A 20,098-nucleotide genomic window follows, 5' to 3' on the forward strand; every position below is an offset into this window, starting at 1 on the left:
ATTTGGTATTTCCTTTTTTTTACTATTGAAAGGTGATATAATGAAGACTGAAAATTAGAAGTATGGGTGTTACATGAAATTAGAAAAACGTCATTTTTTAAACTATTCAATCCTGATTCCGTACCTCCTTTTGTCAATATTAGGATTGATTATTGTCTACTCGACAACGAGTGCATTAGCCATCCAAAAAGGAGTTAGTCCTTTTGGGATGATCAAAAGCCAGGGAATCTTTTTTGTTCTGAGTTTGGTTACCATTCTCTTTATCTATAAGGTGAAATTGAATAACCTTAAGAAAAAGGCTTTCATTGGGATTGTTATCATTGCGGAGACGATCCTTCTCTTGCTATCGCGTTTTATCACAGACACGGTGAATGGGGCGCATGGGTGGTTGAATTTTGGAGGTTTCTCTATTCAGCCAGCTGAGTACTTGAAAATTATCCTAGTTTGGTATTTGGCCTTAGTTTTCTCTAAAAAGCAAGAAGAGATTCAGCAATATGATTACCAGGCACTTACCCATAATCAATGGATTCCTCGTGATTTGGCAGATTGGCGTTGGATGGTGCTCTTCTTGATCGCTATTGTAGTCATCATGCCAGACTTAGGAAATGCGACCATTCTTGCACTGACAACCTTAATTATGATTAGTGCAAGTGGGATAGCTTACCGCTGGTTCTCAAGTCTATTAGCTATCCTAGTAGGAGGTTCAACCGTTCTTCTTTATTCCATTCAGCTAATTGGGGTAGAGCGTTTCTCTAAAATCCCTGTCTTTGGATATGTAGCGAAACGTTTCAGTGCTTTTTATAATCCCTTTAATGATTTATCAGATTCTGGACACCAATTGGCCAATTCCTATTACGCCATGAGTAATGGGGGCTGGTTTGGCTTAGGGCTTGGAAATTCGATTGAAAAGCAAGGGTATTTGCCAGAAGCACATACAGACTTTGTCTTTTCGATCGTCATTGAAGAACTTGGTTTTGTGGGAGCTAGTCTCATCTTAGCCTTGTTGTTCTTCTTAATTTTGCGTATTATTCTTGTGGGGATACGGGCAAGAGATCCATTTAATTCGATGATGGCCATCGGTATAGGAGGGATGCTTCTGACTCAAACCTTTATTAATATTGGTGGGATTTCTGGGTTGATTCCTTCGACAGGGGTGACCTTCCCCTTCCTATCACAAGGAGGAAATAGTTTGTGGGTCTTATCCATTGCGATTGCCCTTGTCTTAAATATTGATGCGAGTGAAAAGCGCGCCCTGGCTATTCAAGAGGCTCCTTCATACGAGAAGCCTCAGAAGATCCAAAGCTATTACTAAGCCGGAGTGAGTAAAGAAAGGAGTTATCATGACTTTACAAAAACTAGAGAGCTATACCAACAAAGAGATTATCAAAGAAGAAGTTGAGATTTTAACCACTATTTTAGAAGACATTGCTAAAAATTTGGTGAGTCCAGAAACCTTTGATAAGATTCTTGAATTGAAAAAACTATCTGTCTCAAAAGATTATTTAAAATTGGATCAAATTGTTAGAGAGCTATCAAATGAAGAGATGATCGTGATTTCTCGATACTTTGCCATTCTCCCCTTATTGATTAATATCTCTGAAGATGTCGATTTGGCTTTTGAAATCAATCATCAGAATAATGTGGGACAGGACTATCTAGGCAAACTATCGTCAACCATTCGCCAGGTGGCTGAGACTGAAAATGCTCAGGAAATTTTGGAACGCCTCAACGTGGTACCAGTATTGACAGCTCATCCGACCCAAGTGCAACGGAAAACCATGTTGGACCTAACCACTCACATTCACAGTCTTTTGCGCCAACATCGGGATGTGAAAGCAGGCTTGATGAACGAGACCAAATGGTACAATAATTTGCGTCGAAATATTGAAATTATGATGCAAACCGATATGATCCGTGAAAAGAAACTCAAGGTAACCAATGAGATTACCAATGTCATGGAATACTATAATAGTTCCTTCCTTCAGGCTGTTCCTAACTTAATGTTGGAATACAAACGTCTTGCCAAGGAGCAAGGGATTGAGTTACAGCAACCTAAACCGATTACGATGGGAATGTGGATCGGTGGTGACCGGGATGGGAATCCTTTTGTAACCGCAGAGACCTTGAAGCGATCAGCTACCATTCAAAGTGAAGTCATTCTGAACTATTATATTCAGAAAATCTCTAGTCTTTATCGGAATTTCTCCCTCTCTACCAATCTTTCAAAAACCAGTCAAGCGGTTGAAGAGATGGCGGCCCGTTCGAGTGATACATCTGTCTTTAGAGAGAAGGAGCCTTACCGTCGGGCCTTCCACTATATTCAATCTAAATTGGTCCAAACCTTATTGAATATTAAGGAATGGTCAGTAGTTGGCTCAACAGTAGATGACCGTCATCCGATTGAACGTCTTCTCGGTGCTCACACCCATCAACAAGGAGTGGTTTCCGATTATATCGGTACCCGTATCAGTGGTGCTATCCAAGAGTTGGCAGAAGATCGTCCTCCTTATTACGAAACAGTTGAAGAATTTAAACAGGATTTGACCCTGATTCAAGAATCATTGATTGAAAATAAGGCAGAGGCTTTAATCTCAGGTGAGTTTGCTGAGTTATTAGAAGCAGTAGAGGTCTTTGGATTCTTCTTGGCTTCGATTGACATGCGTCAAGATTCGAGTGTCCATGAAGCCTGTGTGGCAGAACTATTAAAAGAAGCAGGGATTAATGATCACTACAGTGATTTGTCAGAAGACGAAAAGTGCGAGTTGCTTTTACAAGAGTTGTTAGAAGATCCTCGGATTTTATCTGCTACCCATGCAGAAAAATCAGAATTGCTTGAGAAAGAATTAGCTATTTTCCAAACAGCGCGTGAATTAAAAGACCGCTTAGGAGAAGATGTCATTCGTCAAACCATTATTTCTCATGCAACCAGTGTATCGGATATGCTTGAGTTGGCCATCATGTTGAAAGAAGTGGGACTGATTGACAAGGAAAGCGCACGTGTGCAAATTGTTCCTCTCTTTGAGACAATCGAAGACTTGGACCAATCTGAAGATACGATGAGAAAGTATCTGTCACTTCCAATTGCTAAACGCTGGATTGCTTCTAAGAACAACTACCAAGAAATTATGCTTGGTTATTCTGATAGTAATAAAGACGGTGGTTATCTATCTTCTTGTTGGACTCTTTATAAAGCCCAACAACAATTAACAGCGATTGGTGACGAATTTGGTGTCAAGATCACCTTCTTCCATGGCCGTGGTGGAACGGTTGGTCGTGGTGGTGGCCCAACCTATGAAGCGATCACCTCACAACCATTGAGATCTATCAATGACCGAATTCGTTTGACTGAGCAAGGTGAGGTCATTGGCAACAAATATGGGAACAAGGATGCAGCTTATTACAACTTAGAAATGTTGGTCTCTGCAACGATTAACCGGATGATTGCTAAGAAGAAGAGTGAAAAGAGCATGTCCGATCAGTACAATGAGATTATGGATCAGATTGTCAATCGTAGCTACGATATTTATCGTGAACTGGTTTTTGGCAATGAACATTTCTATGATTACTTCTTCGAATCCAGTCCGATTAAGGCCATTTCTAGTTTTAATATTGGTTCCCGTCCGGCAGCCCGTAAGACCATCAAAGAAATCGGTGGCTTGCGTGCCATTCCTTGGGTCTTCTCATGGTCACAGAGCCGTGTGATGTTCCCTGGCTGGTACGGTGTAGGATCTAGTTTTAAAGAATTTATTGATGCAGACCCTGAAAACATTGAAACCTTGCGTTATATGTACCAAAAATGGCCATTCTTCAAGTCTCTTCTTTCAAACGTAGACATGGTGCTCTCAAAAGCCAATATGAACATTGCATTTGAATATGCTAAGCTGTGTGAAGAAGAGGAAGTTCGTGATATCTTCAATATTATCCTGGACGAATGGCAACTGACCAAGGATGTTATTTTACAAATTGAAGGGCATGATGAACTATTAGCTGAAAACCCTTATCTAAAAGATAGTTTAGATTATCGTATGCCATACTTTAATGTTCTGAACTATATTCAATTAGAATTAATTAAACGCCAAAGACGTGGTGAATTGCCTGCAGATCAGGACAAGTTGATTCATATCACCATCAATGGTGTCGCGACAGGATTGCGTAATTCTGGTTAAAAAAATCGGAACCCTTGTTCCGATTTTTTTCTATTCAGAATCAGGCGAGACAGGGGATTTTATGGGAGATTTTTGAAAGCTTGATCAAGTTCTTTCTGCTAGATGGAAAAATAAAAGATAAGAAAAGGAATAATTAAGAAAATATAGGTAAAAGGCTTGCAATTTCATCTAAAATTAGATAGAATAGTAAGGAAAGTTAGACTGTATTGCCTACTGTCTATCTATAAAATATATTTTATTGGAGGCTTTTACTCAAATGGCAAAAGAAAAATACGATCGTAGTAAACCACACGTTAACATTGGTACTATCGGACACGTTGACCACGGTAAAACTACCCTAACTGCAGCTATCACAACTGTTTTGGCACGTCGCTTGCCTTCATCAGTTAACCAACCAAAAGACTATGCGTCTATCGATGCTGCTCCAGAAGAACGCGAACGCGGTATCACCATCAACACTGCGCACGTTGAGTACGAAACTGAAAAACGTCACTATGCTCACATCGACGCTCCAGGACACGCGGACTACGTTAAAAACATGATCACTGGTGCCGCTCAAATGGACGGAGCTATCCTTGTAGTAGCTTCAACTGACGGACCAATGCCACAAACTCGTGAGCACATCCTTCTTTCACGTCAGGTTGGTGTTAAACACTTGATCGTCTTCATGAACAAAGTTGACTTGGTTGACGATGAAGAATTGCTTGAGTTGGTTGAAATGGAAATCCGTGACCTTCTTTCAGAATACGATTTCCCAGGTGATGACCTTCCAGTTATCCAAGGTTCAGCTCTTAAAGCTCTTGAAGGTGACTCTAAATATGAAGACATCATCATGGACTTGATGAACACTGTTGATGAGTACATCCCAGAACCAGAACGCGATACTGACAAACCATTGCTTCTTCCAGTCGAAGACGTATTCTCAATTACTGGACGTGGTACTGTAGCATCAGGACGTATCGACCGCGGTATCGTTAAAGTCAACGACGAAATCGAAATCGTTGGTATTAAAGAAAAAATCCAAAAAGCGGTTGTTACTGGTGTTGAAATGTTCCGTAAACAACTTGACGAAGGTCTTGCAGGGGACAACGTTGGTGTGCTTCTTCGTGGTATCCAACGTGATGAAATCGAACGTGGACAAGTTATTGCTAAACCAGGTTCAATCAACCCACACACTAAATTCAAAGGTGAAGTTTATATCCTTACTAAAGAAGAAGGTGGACGTCACACTCCATTCTTCAACAACTACCGTCCACAGTTCTACTTCCGTACAACTGACGTAACTGGATCTATCGAACTTCCTGCTGGAACTGAAATGGTAATGCCTGGTGATAACGTGACTATCGACGTTGAGTTGATCCACCCAATCGCCGTTGAAAAAGGTACTACATTCTCTATCCGTGAAGGTGGACGTACTGTTGGTTCAGGTATGGTTACTGAAATCGAAGCTTAATTCGATCTAGTTCCCAGATTAACAATTATATAGACAGACAAAAAACCCCGTGAAGACGGGGTTTTTATTATGCTAAAAAGTAAAATGGGTTTGTGCATCCTTTCATTATGACGAAAATTATGGTAAAATAGTTAGTATAAAATTAGAAAAACGAGGTATGTGAAATGTCACGTAAACCATTTATTGCTGGTAACTGGAAAATGAACAAAAACCCAGAAGAAGCAAAAGCATTCGTTGAAGCAGTAGCATCAAAACTTCCTTCATCTGATCTTGTTGAAGCTGGGATTGCTGTTCCTGCCCTTGATTTGACAACTGTTCTTGCTGCTGCTAAAGGTTCAAACCTTAAAGTTGCTGCTCAAAACTGCTACTTTGAAAACGCTGGTGCCTTCACTGGTGAAACTAGCCCACAAGTTTTGAAAGAAATCGGTACTGATTACGTCGTGATCGGTCACTCAGAACGTCGTGACTACTTCCATGAAACTGATGAAGATATCAACAAAAAAGCAAAAGCTATCTTTGCTAATGGTTTGCTTCCAATCATCTGTTGTGGAGAGTCACTTGAAACTTACGAAGCAGGAAAAGCTGCTGAATTCGTAGGTGCTCAAGTTTCTGCTGCTTTGGCTGGATTGACAGCTGAGCAAGTTGCTGCATCTGTAATCGCTTATGAGCCAATCTGGGCTATCGGTACTGGTAAATCAGCTTCACAAGACGACGCACAAAAAATGTGTAAAGTGGTTCGTGACGTTGTAGCAGCTGACTTTGGTCAAGAAGTAGCTGATAATGTACGTGTTCAATACGGAGGTTCAGTGAAACCTGAAAACGTTGCAGAATACATGGCTTGTCCAGATGTTGATGGAGCTCTTGTTGGTGGTGCATCACTTGATCCAGAAAGCTTCTTGGCATTGTTGAACTTCGTAAACTAATGCAGAATAAAAAAGGCGAGAGACTTCTCGTCTTTTTCATATGAAAAAACCAGCTAGAAGGCTGGTTTTCTTTTTTATGAACGTCCTAAGATTCGTTTGATCAAGGACAAGGTTTTAAATTTCAGAGGATTTGGGTAATATCGGAAGGTTCCCATCTTACGGACAATATATCCGTTGAAGTTTTGTTTGAAACGAAGAACACCGTCTGAGCCGTCAAAGATTCCTTGAATGCCTAGGAAATTGTATAAGGTGATTCCTTTTTCTAGTGCGCGCTTCATTGCATGGTATTGAATCAAGAAGGCGGCAGAAAATTTCTGATATTTGGTATACGAACCACCAAATAAATAGGTCACTTCTGATGGATTATAGATGATGAGGGCGCAGGCCAAAGGAACAGTTTCAGCAGTTTCATCAGCCAAGGTCTCTCGGACAATTGTCTTTTGTTTCTCTAATTTTTGCAGCTGTTGCTCATATTGTTTCGATGAAGGATTGAGCAAGGAAATCTTCTGGTCTAAGTAAGCAAGTGCATCAGCTGTATTGATTTCAGCAATGAGAAATTCGGCATTTTCCTTAAAGGTATCATAGAGATCGTAGTAGTAGTCTAGACTCTTGTCTTCAAATCCTTGACGTTTTCCAGTTTCTTCAATAATTTGTTTAAACTGAGGGATTTCATCTCTACTAATATTTCGGATGGAAATGTCATAGTTAAGGGCAGTGGTAATATTACGGCTACAGTTTTTGTTGAAGGATTTTAGGAGAGATTTCGCATCATAATCAGTTAGGTCCTTCAGATAATGCCAAACAGGTTCTCCTCCTGGATAGCCTACTTGTAAGCCATCAAATTGATAGCCAAGATCCAGTAATGAATGGAGAAGTTGTTTTTGCTCTTCTTCGGTCGGGTTTCCATTGCTATCGAAAACTTGATAGTGGTCATAAGGTTTTAAAATAAATTCGATACCACCATTTTCTTTTACATAATCCTGTAATGCTTTATAAAAATCTGGTAGGTAGCGAGCATCCGTCACGATTGGTCCACTATTGATTTCGTAATGCAAGCCTCCCGTCATGGGTAGACTATATAAAATGGCAGAGATAGCTAATGTTCCTTGCTCTTCCCATCCAATATATTGGATAGTTGCGCCTCTTTTTTGAAGCAAATCAGCCATTTCAATACTCTGTAAAAAAGAGTGATTGGAAGTAGTGAGAGAGTGTTGGTAAAATTCTTCCCTACTAATAATATTGAATGTCATAGGTCACCTTACTGTTTATTTCTTAGTTTTTTTCGTAATTGGTAGGCTTTGTTAACAAGGGGATAAAGAATACTTGTTGGGAGGTTGAATTCGCCAACAAATTCTTCGATCATTGGATTAAATTTTGACTTGAAGTGGTAGAGTCCTCCATCTAAATGGTTCTCAACTCCTCCCATATTTTGCCAATCAGCTCCACGGTCAAAGGCATGCTGGGCTGTTTCATACCAAGTCAAAATAGCTGGTTGATAACGGCGGAAGTTCTCATCCATCCCTGCATAGACATTCTCTGAAGTGCCTCCAAATTCAAGAGTTAAGGTTCCAGAAAGAGAGACAGTCTCATGTCCAGCTTTTAGCTCTTGATTGAGAAATTGGATTTCTTCTTCCAAACGTTCTTTTTCTTGACGGTTATTATCGATCTTCCCTGGTTTTGTTTTTTCGTTAAAACGACTAGCTTCTGCTTGGTTTTTTTCCAGTTGTTCTTTGAGTGAAGCAAGGCGTTGAGCCAAGTTAATTCTTGATAGAGTGATGTAAGATTGCCCTGCATAGGTTGTTAGCAGTTTCTCATAATAGTCTTTTCCACGAAGATGGATACCTTTACGAGCCTCTGTTTTTTTCATTAGAGCTGCAAATTCGTCTAAGAGTTCAGTGCCTCCAAAGATGACTTCGACTCCTTTATTTCGGGCGGTCCGAATGGCTTGCTTGGTGGATTTAGACAGTTGGTCCTCTGTGAAGTATTCCTTGTAGATATTGGCCTGGAAACGTGGTTGAATGGTTTCCCCCATATCTTCCGTCCGACCAACCCATTCCACTCCACATTCTTTTAAAGATTGGATAATCGCTAAAGTAGCCTCTTGATCTTTTGCCTCTTGGCCAATTAACCCTTTTCTTAGGAAAAGAGAGGGATCAAATTTGGCGAAAACAGCTCGCTTGCTTTTAGCATATGTTTTGATGGATTGGAGCATAAAGGCCACTAATTCGCTATTTTGGTAATCCATTATAGGTCCACGTGGGATATAGAGCATAGTAAAACCAAGTGGGAGTGGTTGGATTAAAATACTTGCAACTGCAACTAGTTTTTGATCTTGGTAAATCCCAAGGCGTTCATTGCCCCAGTTATCTTTGATCTTTGCCCAATCTGAGCTTTGAAGCAAATTGGTCTGGGGGCTATTTTTAACGAATTCATCATGTTCTTCGGCTGTAATACCGATTTTATAACTATACATTAATGGAGTACCCACTTTCTAAGGGCGTAAGCGACACCCGACTCATCGTTGGAGCGCGTGATGACTTTAGCGATCTTTTTTAATTCAGGACTGGCATTGTCCATTGCTACAGGGAGACCAGCAACCTCTAGCATGGCCTGGTCGTTTTCTTGATCTCCGACCGCCATCACTTGGTCTGGACTTAGGTTTAACTTGGACGCTAACTGTAAGAGAGCTTGACCTTTATTTACTGTCTTAGGTAAAATCTCAAGGTAAAAAGGTGCGGAACGCACAATCGTAAAACGGTCGTAAAAATTATCCGGAATAGCGGAGAGGACCGTTTCTAAGACTTCCGGTTCGTCGACATACATACACTTGAGAACCGTATGATGCTCCATTTCTTCAGGAGTCCGATAGAAAAGATCCGAGTGGACCAATTTGGCTTCATGGACGGTATAGGTACCAATGTTACGATTAGCTGTATAAATGCCAGACTTGGTACTAGCATGCATAGGAACAGCTAACTTACGAGCTAGCGCTTCAATATCCAAATAATCGTTGTAGGAGAGGTGTTCTTCATAGAGAGTTTCACCAGTGTGGGCGTCTTGAATCAGTCCCCCATTGAAGGTGATGACGAGGTCACCTGGTTGATCCAAATGAAGTTCCTCCAACAATCGAAGGACACCAGAACGAGGACGACCAGTTGCTAAGACAACATGAACCCCTTGAGCTTTGGCATCTTGGATAGCTTGGAAAACTTCGGGGGTTACTTGGCCGTCTGATGTTAAAAGGGTTCCATCGATATCCAGGGCAACAAGTTTAATGTTCATGTTTCTCTCCTGTGAAGGTATCGTTGATAATATAGGACTGGAATAATTGTAGTTGAGGTGTAAACAAGCTATTTTCAAGCAACATTTCTTTCGGGAAATAGAAGCGGTTATCCCCTTGTCTACTACCAGCTAAGGAAGCAACGATAGGAGAGAGTAGGGATAGCTCAGCTAATTTACCATCCTTTTGGATGATCTCAATTTGAGTACGAGGTTTTTCTGAATCTGGTCGGTAAACGTCGTAAGGAAGGTCAAAGTTTCGATGGATAGCTGTATAATAGATTGGATCAAAACCAACCTCTTGAATCAGTTGTTTGAGAGCAGCTAATTGTTTTTCATCCTTATCTTGAAAGAGAATGGATTTGAAAACCTTGCGATTGATAAAACGCTGGGCCAAATCAGAGAGAACAGAATCAGGACTCTCCATCCAAGATTGAAAATAGGTATTCATGACGCCGTCGTCCAAAGCCAAGTAATCGGCAAGGTTCACTTGGTGTTCAAAGAATGGAATCAAGCGAGGTGAAGTCGCGTGAAAGAACTCCTTGTGCGTAGCATAGAGATGACGTGCTCGCTTGAGTAGGTTCTGTAATAGGACTTCCATTGCTCTAGTAGCTGGGTGAAAGTAGACCTGCATATACATTTGGTAACGAGAAACAACATAATCTTCAACTGCATGCATCCCATTGACCTGAAAAGCAATCCCATTTTCTACTGGACGAATAACGCGCAATATACGAGTTAAATCAAAGTTTCCGTAAGAGGCACCAGTGAAGTAGGCGTCTCGTAGAAGGTAATCCATGCGATCGACATCAATCTGACTAGAGATTAACTGCACCACTTGTTTATTAGGGTAGGTGTGGTCGATAACACTGGCAACCTTTTGAGGGAAATCTGGAGCTACTTGAATTAAAATCTGGTAGATTTCCGTTTCAGGACAGGTAATGATTTCCTGGGTCATTTTTTCATGATCTGTATCAAATAGTCCTTCAAAGGTATGTGAATAGGCCCCGTGTCCAATGTCATGGAGCAAGGCTGCAACCATGGTAAGGAGGGATTCACTCGAGTCCCATTGGTCGGTATATTTCTCATCAAAGATAGATAAGATACGACGAGCAATTTCGTAGGCTCCTAGACAGTGCGAAAAACGACTATGCTCGCCCCCATGAAAGGTAAACCCAGAGGTTCCCAACTGTTTGATGCGACGTAGTCGTTGAAATTCTTTTGTATTAATGAGCTTGTAAATGACTGGGTGATCCACGTGGATATAGTTGTGCACAGGATCCCGAAATACTTTTTCATTCATGCCTCTATTATAGCAGAAAACGGCCTAAATTGGTATCGAGAGATGGTTGCAATAGGAAAAAGAAAGAAGTTTTTGGTAAAATAAAGGAAAGAGGGAAAGGATGGGAACTTTTGAAAATTAGAATACAAAATCAGATTCAATTTGATGATCAACTCGAAGTGATGGATCAATATTACGAAGGGGAATGGAAGGAAAAGGGTGGCTATCACTATCTGCTTTACGTCAACGAAGAAGGAGAAAAAGTAGCTTTGAAATTCCATGATCAAGAATTGACCATGACTCGCTTCTCAACTCCAAAATCCATCATGAAATTTATGGCTTCAGAGAAAGGCCATGCACTTATTCCGACTCCCCAAGGCATGCAGCAATTTGTGATTGATACCAAGGAATATGCATTAGAGCAAAATAAGCTTGGTTTGTCCTATCAGTTGTTGACGGCAGATGAAAGTCAGCAATTCGCTACCTATCACTTAGAATTGACTTGGGAAGACTAGTTTATCAGTAGTTTTTCTTGATTTTTTTACGAGTTGTGGTATAATGAAACCACTCAAGGGAGTAGCTGGCGGATTTCCCGCGATAGTGTCGTCATTACGAATTATTTCCGGCACTATATTAAACAGCGAGACTTGTTTTTTTAAAAAACAGGTCTCTTTTTTGTAAAAAGAGGCCAAAAAAGGAGGAGACTGTTTTGTCAAAAGAACAAAATAAAGACTTGTTTTACACTCAAACCGCAGAAGAAGTCCTAAAGAAATTGGACTCATCTATCGAAGGTTTGTCAACTGCTCAAGCTCAAGAACGCTTAGCGACTTATGGTCGTAATGAGTTAGAAGAGGGTGAGAAACGTAGCCTACTAGCTAAATTCCTTGATCAATTTAAGGATTTGATGATTATCATCTTGCTAGCGGCAGCGGCACTTTCTGTGATTACAGAAGGGATGGATGGTTTAACAGATGCTATTATCATCTTAGCTGTTGTTGTCTTGAATGCTGCCTTTGGGGTTTACCAAGAGGGGCAAGCTGAAGCGGCCATTGAAGCTCTGAAAAATATGTCTAGCCCCATGGCCCGTGTTCGTCGTGATGGTCATGTTATTGAGATTGACTCAAAAGAACTGGTGCCTGGGGATATCGTCTTGCTAGAAGCGGGAGATGTGGTGCCTGCTGATATGCGCTTGTTTGAAGCAGCTTCCCTTAAAATTGAAGAAGCAGCTCTTACAGGGGAGTCTGTTCCAGTTGAAAAAGATGTGACAGGACTTGTTGAAGCAGATGCTGGTATCGGGGACCGTGTTAACATGGCTTACCAAAACTCTAACGTAACTTACGGTCGTGGTATTGGTGTCGTAACCAACACTGGTATGTATACAGAAGTTGGTAAGATTGCGGACATGTTGGCCAATGCAGACGAAACGGAAACACCGTTGAAGCAAAGCTTGACTCAATTGTCTAAGACTTTGACTTACTTAATAGTTGTGATTGCAGTGATTACCTTCTTGGTTGGTGTCTTTGTTCGTGGTGAACATCCATTAGAAGGTTTGATGGTGGCGGTAGCCCTTGCGGTTGCGGCTATTCCAGAAGGACTTCCTGCTATTGTCACCATCGTTCTCTCTTTGGGAACGACAACCCTTGCAAAACGGAATTCCATCGTCCGTAAATTACCAGCGGTTGAAACGCTTGGTTCAACAGAAATCATCGCATCTGATAAAACAGGTACTTTGACGATGAACCAAATGACGGTTGAGAAGGTTTATACCAACGGTCAATTGCAAAGCTCGGCAGCAGAAATTGCTGCTAGCAACAATACGCTTCGTATCATGAACTTTGCCAATGATACCAAGGTGGACCCAGCTGGTAAGTTGATTGGGGATCCAACTGAGACTGCTTTAGTACAGTTTGGTTTGGACCACAATTTCGACGTCCGTGAAGTCTTGAAGGATGAGCCACGTGTGGCTGAATTGCCATTTGACTCAGACCGGAAACTCATGTCTACCATTCATAAGGAAGCTGATGGCTCTTACTTTATCGCTGTGAAGGGTGCCCCTGACCAATTGCTCAAACGTGTGACTCGTATTGAAGTCAATGGGGAAGTTCGCCCAATCACAGAGGAAGATAAGAAAGCTATCCTTGCTACCAACAAAGACTTGGCCAAACAAGCCCTTCGTGTCTTGATGATGGCTTATAAGACAAGCAATGAAATTCCAACCTTGGAATCTGAAATTGTTGAATCTGACCTTATCTTCTCTGGTTTGGTCGGCATGATTGACCCTGAACGTCCAGAAGCTGCAGAAGCTGTTCGTGTCGCTAAGGAGGCAGGCATTCGTCCAATCATGATTACTGGTGACCACCAAGATACAGCGGAAGCTATCGCCAAACGTCTTGGAATCATCGATCCAAATGATACAGAAGACCATGTCTTCACTGGTGCTGAGTTGAATGAACTCACTGATGAAGAATTCCAAAAAGTCTTCAAGCAATACTCTGTTTACGCGCGTGTATCGCCTGAGCACAAGGTTCGGATTGTGAAAGCATGGCAAAAAGAAGGCAAGGTTGTTGCCATGACTGGTGACGGGGTCAACGATGCTCCATCACTTAAGACTGCTGATATTGGTATCGGTATGGGGATTACTGGTACAGAGGTTTCTAAGGGAGCTTCTGATATGGTCCTTGCCGATGATAACTTCGCAACCATTATCGTAGCAGTTGAAGAAGGACGTAAGGTCTTCTCCAATATCCAAAAATCCATCCAATACCTCTTGTCTGCTAATATGGCTGAGGTCTTCACTATCTTCTTTGCAACCCTCTTTGGTTGGGACGTTCTTCAACCAGTGCATCTATTATGGATTAACTTGGTAACAGATACCCTACCAGCTATCGCTCTTGGTGTGGAACCAGCTGAGCCAGGTGTCATGACCCACAAACCTCGTGGACGTAAGTCCAACTTCTTTGACGGTGGGGTCTTTGGAGCCATCCTATATCAAGGAATCTTCCAAACTATCTTGGTACTTGGCGTATACGGATGGGCAATTCTTTTCCCAGAGCACCAGAGTCACGCAGAAATCCATGCGGATGCCCTTACTATGGCCTTTGCAACTCTCGGTTTAATCCAATTGCTCCATGCCTTTAACGTGAAATCGGTCTATCAATCGATCTTTAAAGTGGGACTCTTCAAGAACAAGACCTTTAACTGGTCTATCCCAGTAGCCTTTATTCTCTTAATGGCAACCATTATGGTACCTGGATTTAATAAACTCTTCCATGTTTCAAACTTGAGTTTGACGCAATGGTTGGTGGTTGCTGTAGGTGCAATTATGATTGTGGTTCTTGTTGAAATTGTCAAAGCCGTCCAACGTGCACTCGGTAAGGATAAAAACGCTATTTAAGCATTGAAAAGTCATCTTCGGATGGCTTTTTTTGTGTGCAGAAATGTCTGGGCATATTTCTTGAGTCCAGAATTGATTTTTGATAAACTAGACGACAGTTTGAAGAAAGGAAACTATATTATGAAAAAGTTTTTTGCTGAAGTAATCGGCACATTTATGCTTGTCTTTATCGGGACTGGCGCTGTTGTTTTTGGAAATGGAACTGAAGGTCTTGGGCATCTAGGAATTGCCTTGGCATTTGGTTTGTCAATTGTTGCAGCTGCATACTCTATTGGGACTGTTTCCGGTGCCCACTTGAACCCAGCTGTTTCTATTGCTATGTTTGTCAACAAACGCTTGTCATCTAAAGACTTGGTCAACTACATTGTAGCGCAAGTAGTGGGAGCTTTCCTTGCGACTGCTTCTGTCTTCTTCCTTTTGTCCAATTCAGGTATGTCAACAGCTAGTCTTGGTGAAAATGCCTTGGCTAAAGGAGTAACCCCATTTGGCGGTTTCTTGTTCGAAGTGATTGCATCCTTTATCTTTATCTTGGTCATTATGACAGTGACATCAGCTTCTAAAGGAAATGGTAAAATCGCTGGTCTTGTGATCGGTTTGAGCTTGACCTTGATCATTCTTGTTGGTTTGAATATTACAGGACTTTCTGTTAACCCAGCTCGTAGCTTGGCTCCTGCTCTCTTTGTAGGTGGTGCAGCTCTTCAACAAATTTGGATCTTTATCCTTGCTCCAATCGTTGGTGGTATCTTGGCAGCTCTTGTTGCAAAGAATCTCCTTGAAACAGAAGAATAAGCTATTTTAACGAAAAAAGATTTCGACTCCTTATGGGATCGAAATCTTTTTATTTTTTTTAGCAGTCAAGGATGGTTAAAGCTTGACGAAATTCATTTGCTAAATGTTGTCTTTTGTATTGATGAAATTCAGGTAAGCCCTTCACAGCATTGTAGCGTTTATGAAGGCGATACATTTGGGAAATCTTGTACTGAGGGAAGGACTTGAAAAAATCCTCCGTCAATTGCCATTCTCGAATATAGCCAAGGGGCCGCATGTGATAGTGAATGCCATCGATGACTCTGGAAGAATGGCGATGATGCAAGTGACCAAAGATCACATCTCTTACCCCATGTTTTACAAAGAGATCATGAAAAGCTTGACTACCTAAGAAGGCATTGAATTTCTGAAAGTAGGGGTGGCTAACGAGAAAATCCTTGTGGGGAACAAAGTGAAGAGCGACGATGATTCTACCATCTAAAGAAGCTAGTACCTGATCCAATTGGGAGAGAACTTCTTGCGTGATTGTTGGGTCGTCTAAGGGACGTTCCAATCTTCGATCAAACCAGAAAGTATTTTTGGTACGTAGGTGGACCTCCTTGCTCTTTTCAGGGACAAAGCTATAATCGTACCAACCAGCAAGACTGACTAAATGGCTATCTCCAAAGGTCTGGACTTGAAAATCATACTGATGGATTTCCTCCTCTGAGAGGTATAACATATCGTGATTGCCCAGATTAAAGGAAACAGGGAGCTGGGTTTGGAGCTCCTGAATAAAGGGGAGACTCATCTGCTTAAAGTTATTGGAAATGTCACCAGCTAGATGAAGGTGATCAATCTGTTCTTCTTGTAGGACCTGAAGGAGTTGCATGCGTTCGACCTCGCCAAACTGATTGGAATCCAGGTGCAGGTCACTCATAAAACCAATACGTGTCATATCACTAGTGTATCACAAGTTGATAAGAAAAAGAAAGTTAACCAACATGTAACAAATCTAACAATTATGTAACAAGGGAAGTGACAACGGCTTGGTTTTATACGATTTTTGTAGGATAAATGATTCCTACTATCTCTTACTATGTGCAAATGACGGGGTTTGTGGTATAATAGACTGATACTTAGAAAGAGGTACTTATGGATATTTCAGAAATCCGTCAGAAAATTGACGCGAATCGTGAAAAATTAGCTTCTTTCAGGGGGTCTCTTTGACTTAGAGGGTCTGGAAGAAGAAATTGCCATTTTGGAAAACAAAATGACAGAACCTGATTTTTGGGATGATAATATTGCAGCGCAAAAGACATCTCAGGAATTAAATGAGTTGAAACAAACCTACGAGAATTTCCATCAAATGACAGACTTGTTTGATGAATCCGAAATCCTTCTTGAGTTTCTCTCAGAAGATGAATCCGTTCACGAAGAGCTAGAAGAGAAGTTGATAGAGTTGGATAAGATGATGACCAGTTATGAAATGACGCTTCTCTTATCAGAACCCTATGATAATAATAATGCAATCTTGGAAATCCATCCAGGATCTGGAGGTACTGAGGCTCAGGACTGGGGAGATATGCTCCTTCGGATGTATACCCGCTTCGGAAATGCTCATGGTTTCAAAGTGGAAGTCTTGGACTATCAGGCAGGAGACGAGGCTGGGATTAAATCAGTGACGCTGTCCTTCGAAGGACCGCATGCCTATGGCTTGTTGAAATCAGAAATGGGTGTCCACCGTTTGGTACGGATCTCGCCATTCGACTCAGCTAAGCGTCGCCATACTTCCTTCACGTCAGTTGAAGTCATGCCAGAATTGGATGATACGATTGAAGTGGAAGTCCGAGATGATGATATCAAGATGGATACCTTCCGTTCAGGTGGAGCTGGTGGACAAAATGTCAACAAGGTTTCAACAGGTGTTCGATTGACCCACATCCCAACAGGGATTGTAGTGGCTTCGACGGTTGACCGGACTCAGTACGGAAACCGTGACCGTGCAATGAAAATGTTGCAGGCAAAACTTTATCAATTGGAGCAAGAAAAGAAGGCAGCTGAGGTGGACTCCTTAAAGGGTGATAAAAAAGAAATCACCTGGGGAAGTCAGATTCGCTCCTATGTCTTTACACCATATACCATGGTGAAGGATCATCGTACGAGTTACGAAGTAGCCCAAGTTGATAAAGTAATGGACGGAGATATTGATGGCTTTATTGATGCCTATTTAAAATGGCGTCTCAATTAAAGTCCTCCTTCTATATAAAATGTGGAAAGGAATTTTCAATACATGTCAATGATTGAAATGAAAGATGTTGTCAAAAAGTATGACAACGGAACGACAGCTCTTCGTGGAGTGACCGTTCATATTGAACCAGGAGAATTTGCCTATATTGTAGGACCTTCTGGTGCAGGGAAATCAACCTTTATTCGCTTGCTTTACCGTGAGGTGAAACATGATAAAGGAACCTTGAAAGTAGCTGGTTTTGACCTAGATAAAATTAAAAAACGCGATATTCCGATGTTGCGTCGAAATGTTGGAGTAGTCTTCCAAGACTACAAATTGCTTCCTAAAAAGACGGTATATGAAAATATTGCCTACGCAATGGAAGTAATTGGAGAGCGTCGTCGCAACATTAAGAAACGCGTTATGGAAGTGCTAGATCTTGTTGGTTTGAAACACAAGGTTCGTTCATTTCCAAATGAGCTTTCAGGTGGTGAGCAACAACGGATCGCCATTGCGCGTGCTATTGTGAACAATCCTAAAGTATTGATCGCGGACGAACCGACAGGGAACTTGGACCCAGATAATTCTTGGGAAATTATGAACCTCTTGGAGCGAATTAATTTACAAGGAACCACTGTTTTGATGGCGACTCATAATAGCCAAATTGTAAATACACTTCGTCACCGTGTTATCGCCATTGAAAATGGACGTGTTGTACGGGATGAAGCGGAAGGAGAGTACGGATACGATGATTAGAAGATTTTTCCGCCATCTCATTGAATCATTTAAAAGTTTAAAACGGAATGGCTGGATGACCATTGCTGCGGTTAGTTCGGTGATGATTACACTCGGACTAGTAGCAATTTTTGCCTCAGTGATTGCGAATACGATCAAGCTATCAGATGATATTCAAAATAGTGTACGAATTGTTGTCTATATGCGCAAGGATATCCAAGATCAAAGCCCGCAGATAGAAAAAGAAGGGCAGATGGTTGATAATGAAGACTACAAGAAAGTCTATAATGCGTTGACAGCCATGAAGAATGTTGATAAGGTTGAGTTCTCTAGCAAGGAAGAACAATATGAAAACTTGATCAAGACTGCCGGTAACAACTGGAAAATTTTTGATGGGGATGCCAATCCTCTCTATGATGCCTATTTTGTAGAGACAACGGCTCCTAAATATGTGAAAGAAGTTTCCAAGGCCGCTAAGAAAATTGAAGGGGTGTCTGAAGTAAAAGATGGAGGAGTTGATACTCAACGTCTCTTTGCTCTCGGAAACTTCATCCGTATTTGGGGTTTGATTGGTGCCGGTTTACTAATCTTTATCGCAGTCTTCTTGATTTCCAATACGATTCGGATTACCATTATTTCACGGAGTCGAGAAATCAAGATTATGCGTCTGGTAGGTGCTAAGAGTGGCTATATTCGTGCTCCTTTCCTTTTGGAAGGTGCCTGGATTGGCTTGATTGGTGCAATTCCACCTGCTCTCTTGCTCTATTATGTCTATAATATTGTCTACAAATCCATGTATAATACCCTACAAGATCAGAAATTGTTCTTATTCAGTCCAAACCTTCTTGTTCCGATTATGGTCGGTGCTTTGTTTGGTCTCGGTATTTTAATTGGAGCACTAGGTTCATCGATTTCAATGAGACGTTTCTTGAAGATTTAAGAATATAAAAAAGAGGCTGGGACAAAAGTCCTAGCCTCTCAATTGTCTTTGGATTGTCGAGCAAGACGCAGTGGTTGAGTGGGCTCTACTACGCTGATTTCATCAGCTTTTATAGCCCCTACTCAACTGTGCGGAGGTGGGACGACGAAATCGAATTCTAACGAATGACCGATTTCTGTCCCACTCTCTTTTTTAACGATTTCGAAAGAAAGGATTAAACATTTTTTCATGACCGATGGTGGTATTATTCCCATGACCTGGGTAAACTGCATAAGAGGATGGAAGAGTGAGCAATTGTGTCTCGATGCTTTCTAGGAGTTGGGGACCGCTTCCTGTCGGCAAATCGGTCCGTCCAATGGTTTCTCGGAAAAGGGCATCACCTGTCAAGACGAGATGATCGTTAGGAAAAACTATAGAGGCACCTCCGATGGAATGTCCGGGTGTGTGAAGGACATAAAAATGGAAGTTCTTCAAATGGTAAGCTGTTCGGTAGTCAAAATGCTCTTCGGCTGGCTGGCAGACCACATCCATTAAGTCAGAATGGCGGTCTAGCCCGGAAAGATTGTCCACAGGACTTTGGAGCCAGGTCGCTTCATGAGCATCTACATAAACAGGTGGATGGCCATAAGTTTCCCGCACTTTCTCTAAACTCATGATATGGTCGTAGTGGGTATGGGTTAGGAGAATAGCAGCAATTGGTTTTGCGAGATGATCAATGCGCTTTCGGATATCTTCCCAAGCACTGCCAGGGTCAACAACGAGAAGATCGTGCTCGTTTTCAAGTAGGTAGGTGTTTTCATAAGCGATGGGGTTGACAATACGGTGTATTTTCATAAGAGCTCCTTTCTCTATTAGTCTATCAAAAATATGATAAAATAGCTGACTAAAACGCCTCTAGAAACCGAAGAATCATCGCTTGGTTGGATTTGGCTCCTTCAATGTCATAAAA

At 41.5% G+C, this 20,098-nt stretch carries 16 protein-coding genes; 10 read left to right on the forward strand and 6 right to left on the reverse strand.

The genetic code is table 11. The features are described from left to right. Positions 1–73 precede the first annotated feature (73 nt). The 4 genes from ftsW (at position 74) to tpiA (ending at position 6,542) form a co-directional block, all read left to right on the forward strand. Positions 74–1,312 carry a cell division peptidoglycan polymerase FtsW gene (gene ftsW / locus D7D50_RS06380; protein WP_120701758.1) on the forward strand — a complete coding sequence of 413 codons (1,239 nt, stop codon included), beginning with the start codon at positions 74–76 and terminating at the stop codon, positions 1,310–1,312. Between the two features lie 28 nt (positions 1,313–1,340). After that, entirely contained in the window at positions 1,341–4,166 is a 2,826-nt protein-coding gene (gene ppc, locus D7D50_RS06385) for a phosphoenolpyruvate carboxylase (RefSeq protein ID WP_120701759.1), read from the forward strand. 256 nt (positions 4,167–4,422) lie between these two features. Continuing rightward, positions 4,423–5,619 (forward strand): elongation factor Tu, encoded by a 1,197-nt coding sequence (tuf, locus tag D7D50_RS06390; protein WP_023023854.1) that lies wholly within the window; start codon positions 4,423–4,425, stop codon positions 5,617–5,619. Positions 5,620–5,783: 164 nt separating this feature from the next. Beyond that, on the forward strand, positions 5,784–6,542 hold the full coding sequence (tpiA, locus tag D7D50_RS06395; RefSeq protein WP_120701760.1) for a triose-phosphate isomerase: 759 nt from the start codon (positions 5,784–5,786) through the stop codon (positions 6,540–6,542). Positions 6,543–6,616: 74 nt separating this feature from the next. Here tpiA and D7D50_RS06400 read toward each other — a convergent pair whose 3' ends face one another. From D7D50_RS06400 to D7D50_RS06415, 4 genes are read right to left on the reverse strand one after another with little or no spacing between them, the layout of a single operon-like run. Then, positions 6,617–7,792: an aminoacyltransferase gene (locus D7D50_RS06400; RefSeq protein WP_120701761.1), complete on the reverse strand. Its 1,176-nt coding sequence runs from the start codon at positions 7,790–7,792 to the stop codon at positions 6,617–6,619. An 8-nt stretch (positions 7,793–7,800) separates the two neighbouring features. Next, the gene (locus D7D50_RS06405; RefSeq protein WP_120701762.1) at positions 7,801–9,015 is read right to left on the reverse strand and encodes an aminoacyltransferase; all 1,215 of its coding nucleotides are present in this window, start codon (positions 9,013–9,015) and stop codon (positions 7,801–7,803) included. Next, complete coding sequence (yidA, locus tag D7D50_RS06410) at positions 9,015–9,824, reverse strand: sugar-phosphatase (RefSeq protein WP_120701763.1); 810 nt, start codon at positions 9,822–9,824, stop codon at positions 9,015–9,017. The genes D7D50_RS06405 and yidA overlap by 1 nt, the downstream gene beginning before the upstream one ends. Continuing rightward, positions 9,814–11,124: an HD domain-containing protein gene (locus D7D50_RS06415; RefSeq protein ID WP_048688696.1), complete on the reverse strand. Its 1,311-nt coding sequence runs from the start codon at positions 11,122–11,124 to the stop codon at positions 9,814–9,816. The genes yidA and D7D50_RS06415 overlap by 11 nt, the downstream gene beginning before the upstream one ends. A gap of 110 nt (positions 11,125–11,234) precedes the next feature. On the opposite strand from D7D50_RS06415, the gene D7D50_RS06420 reads away from it, so the two are divergent. From D7D50_RS06420 to D7D50_RS06430, 3 genes are all read left to right on the forward strand, one after another. Next, positions 11,235–11,618 (forward strand): YwiB family protein, encoded by a 384-nt coding sequence (locus D7D50_RS06420; protein WP_120701764.1) that lies wholly within the window; start codon positions 11,235–11,237, stop codon positions 11,616–11,618. A gap of 194 nt (positions 11,619–11,812) precedes the next feature. Then, entirely contained in the window at positions 11,813–14,497 is a 2,685-nt protein-coding gene (locus D7D50_RS06425; protein ID WP_023027072.1) for a cation-translocating P-type ATPase, read from the forward strand. Between the two features lie 120 nt (positions 14,498–14,617). Further along, the gene (locus D7D50_RS06430; RefSeq protein ID WP_023027071.1) at positions 14,618–15,286 is read left to right on the forward strand and encodes an MIP/aquaporin family protein; all 669 of its coding nucleotides are present in this window, start codon (positions 14,618–14,620) and stop codon (positions 15,284–15,286) included. 58 nt (positions 15,287–15,344) lie between these two features. Here the strand turns inward: D7D50_RS06430 and D7D50_RS06435 are convergent, their stop codons facing one another. Further along, the gene (locus tag D7D50_RS06435; protein WP_023027070.1) at positions 15,345–16,202 is read right to left on the reverse strand and encodes a metallophosphoesterase; all 858 of its coding nucleotides are present in this window, start codon (positions 16,200–16,202) and stop codon (positions 15,345–15,347) included. A gap of 197 nt (positions 16,203–16,399) precedes the next feature. Between D7D50_RS06435 and prfB the strand changes: the two genes are divergently transcribed. From prfB to ftsX, 3 genes are all read left to right on the forward strand, one after another. Beyond that, positions 16,400–17,495, forward strand: a protein-coding gene (gene prfB, locus D7D50_RS06440) for a peptide chain release factor 2 (protein WP_111674402.1) whose coding sequence is annotated in 2 segments (ribosomal slippage) — positions 16,400–16,471 and positions 16,473–17,495 — 1,095 coding nt in all. Because the reading frame shifts where the segments join, the coding sequence is not laid out codon by codon here. Positions 17,496–17,537: 42 nt separating this feature from the next. Then, positions 17,538–18,230 (forward strand): cell division ATP-binding protein FtsE, encoded by a 693-nt coding sequence (gene ftsE, locus D7D50_RS06445; protein ID WP_023023829.1) that lies wholly within the window; start codon positions 17,538–17,540, stop codon positions 18,228–18,230. Next, positions 18,223–19,149: a permease-like cell division protein FtsX gene (gene ftsX, locus D7D50_RS06450; protein WP_120701765.1), complete on the forward strand. Its 927-nt coding sequence runs from the start codon at positions 18,223–18,225 to the stop codon at positions 19,147–19,149. Before ftsE ends, ftsX begins: the two co-directional genes overlap by 8 nt. 192 nt (positions 19,150–19,341) lie before the next feature. Here the strand turns inward: ftsX and D7D50_RS06460 are convergent, their stop codons facing one another. Then, positions 19,342–19,983, reverse strand: coding sequence for an MBL fold metallo-hydrolase (locus tag D7D50_RS06460; RefSeq protein WP_120701766.1), 642 nt, complete (start codon positions 19,981–19,983; stop codon positions 19,342–19,344). Between the last annotated feature and the right edge of the window lie 115 nt (positions 19,984–20,098).

It is taken from the genome of Streptococcus koreensis, from assembly GCF_003627135.1.
Lineage (GTDB): Bacteria > Bacillota > Bacilli > Lactobacillales > Streptococcaceae > Streptococcus > Streptococcus ilei.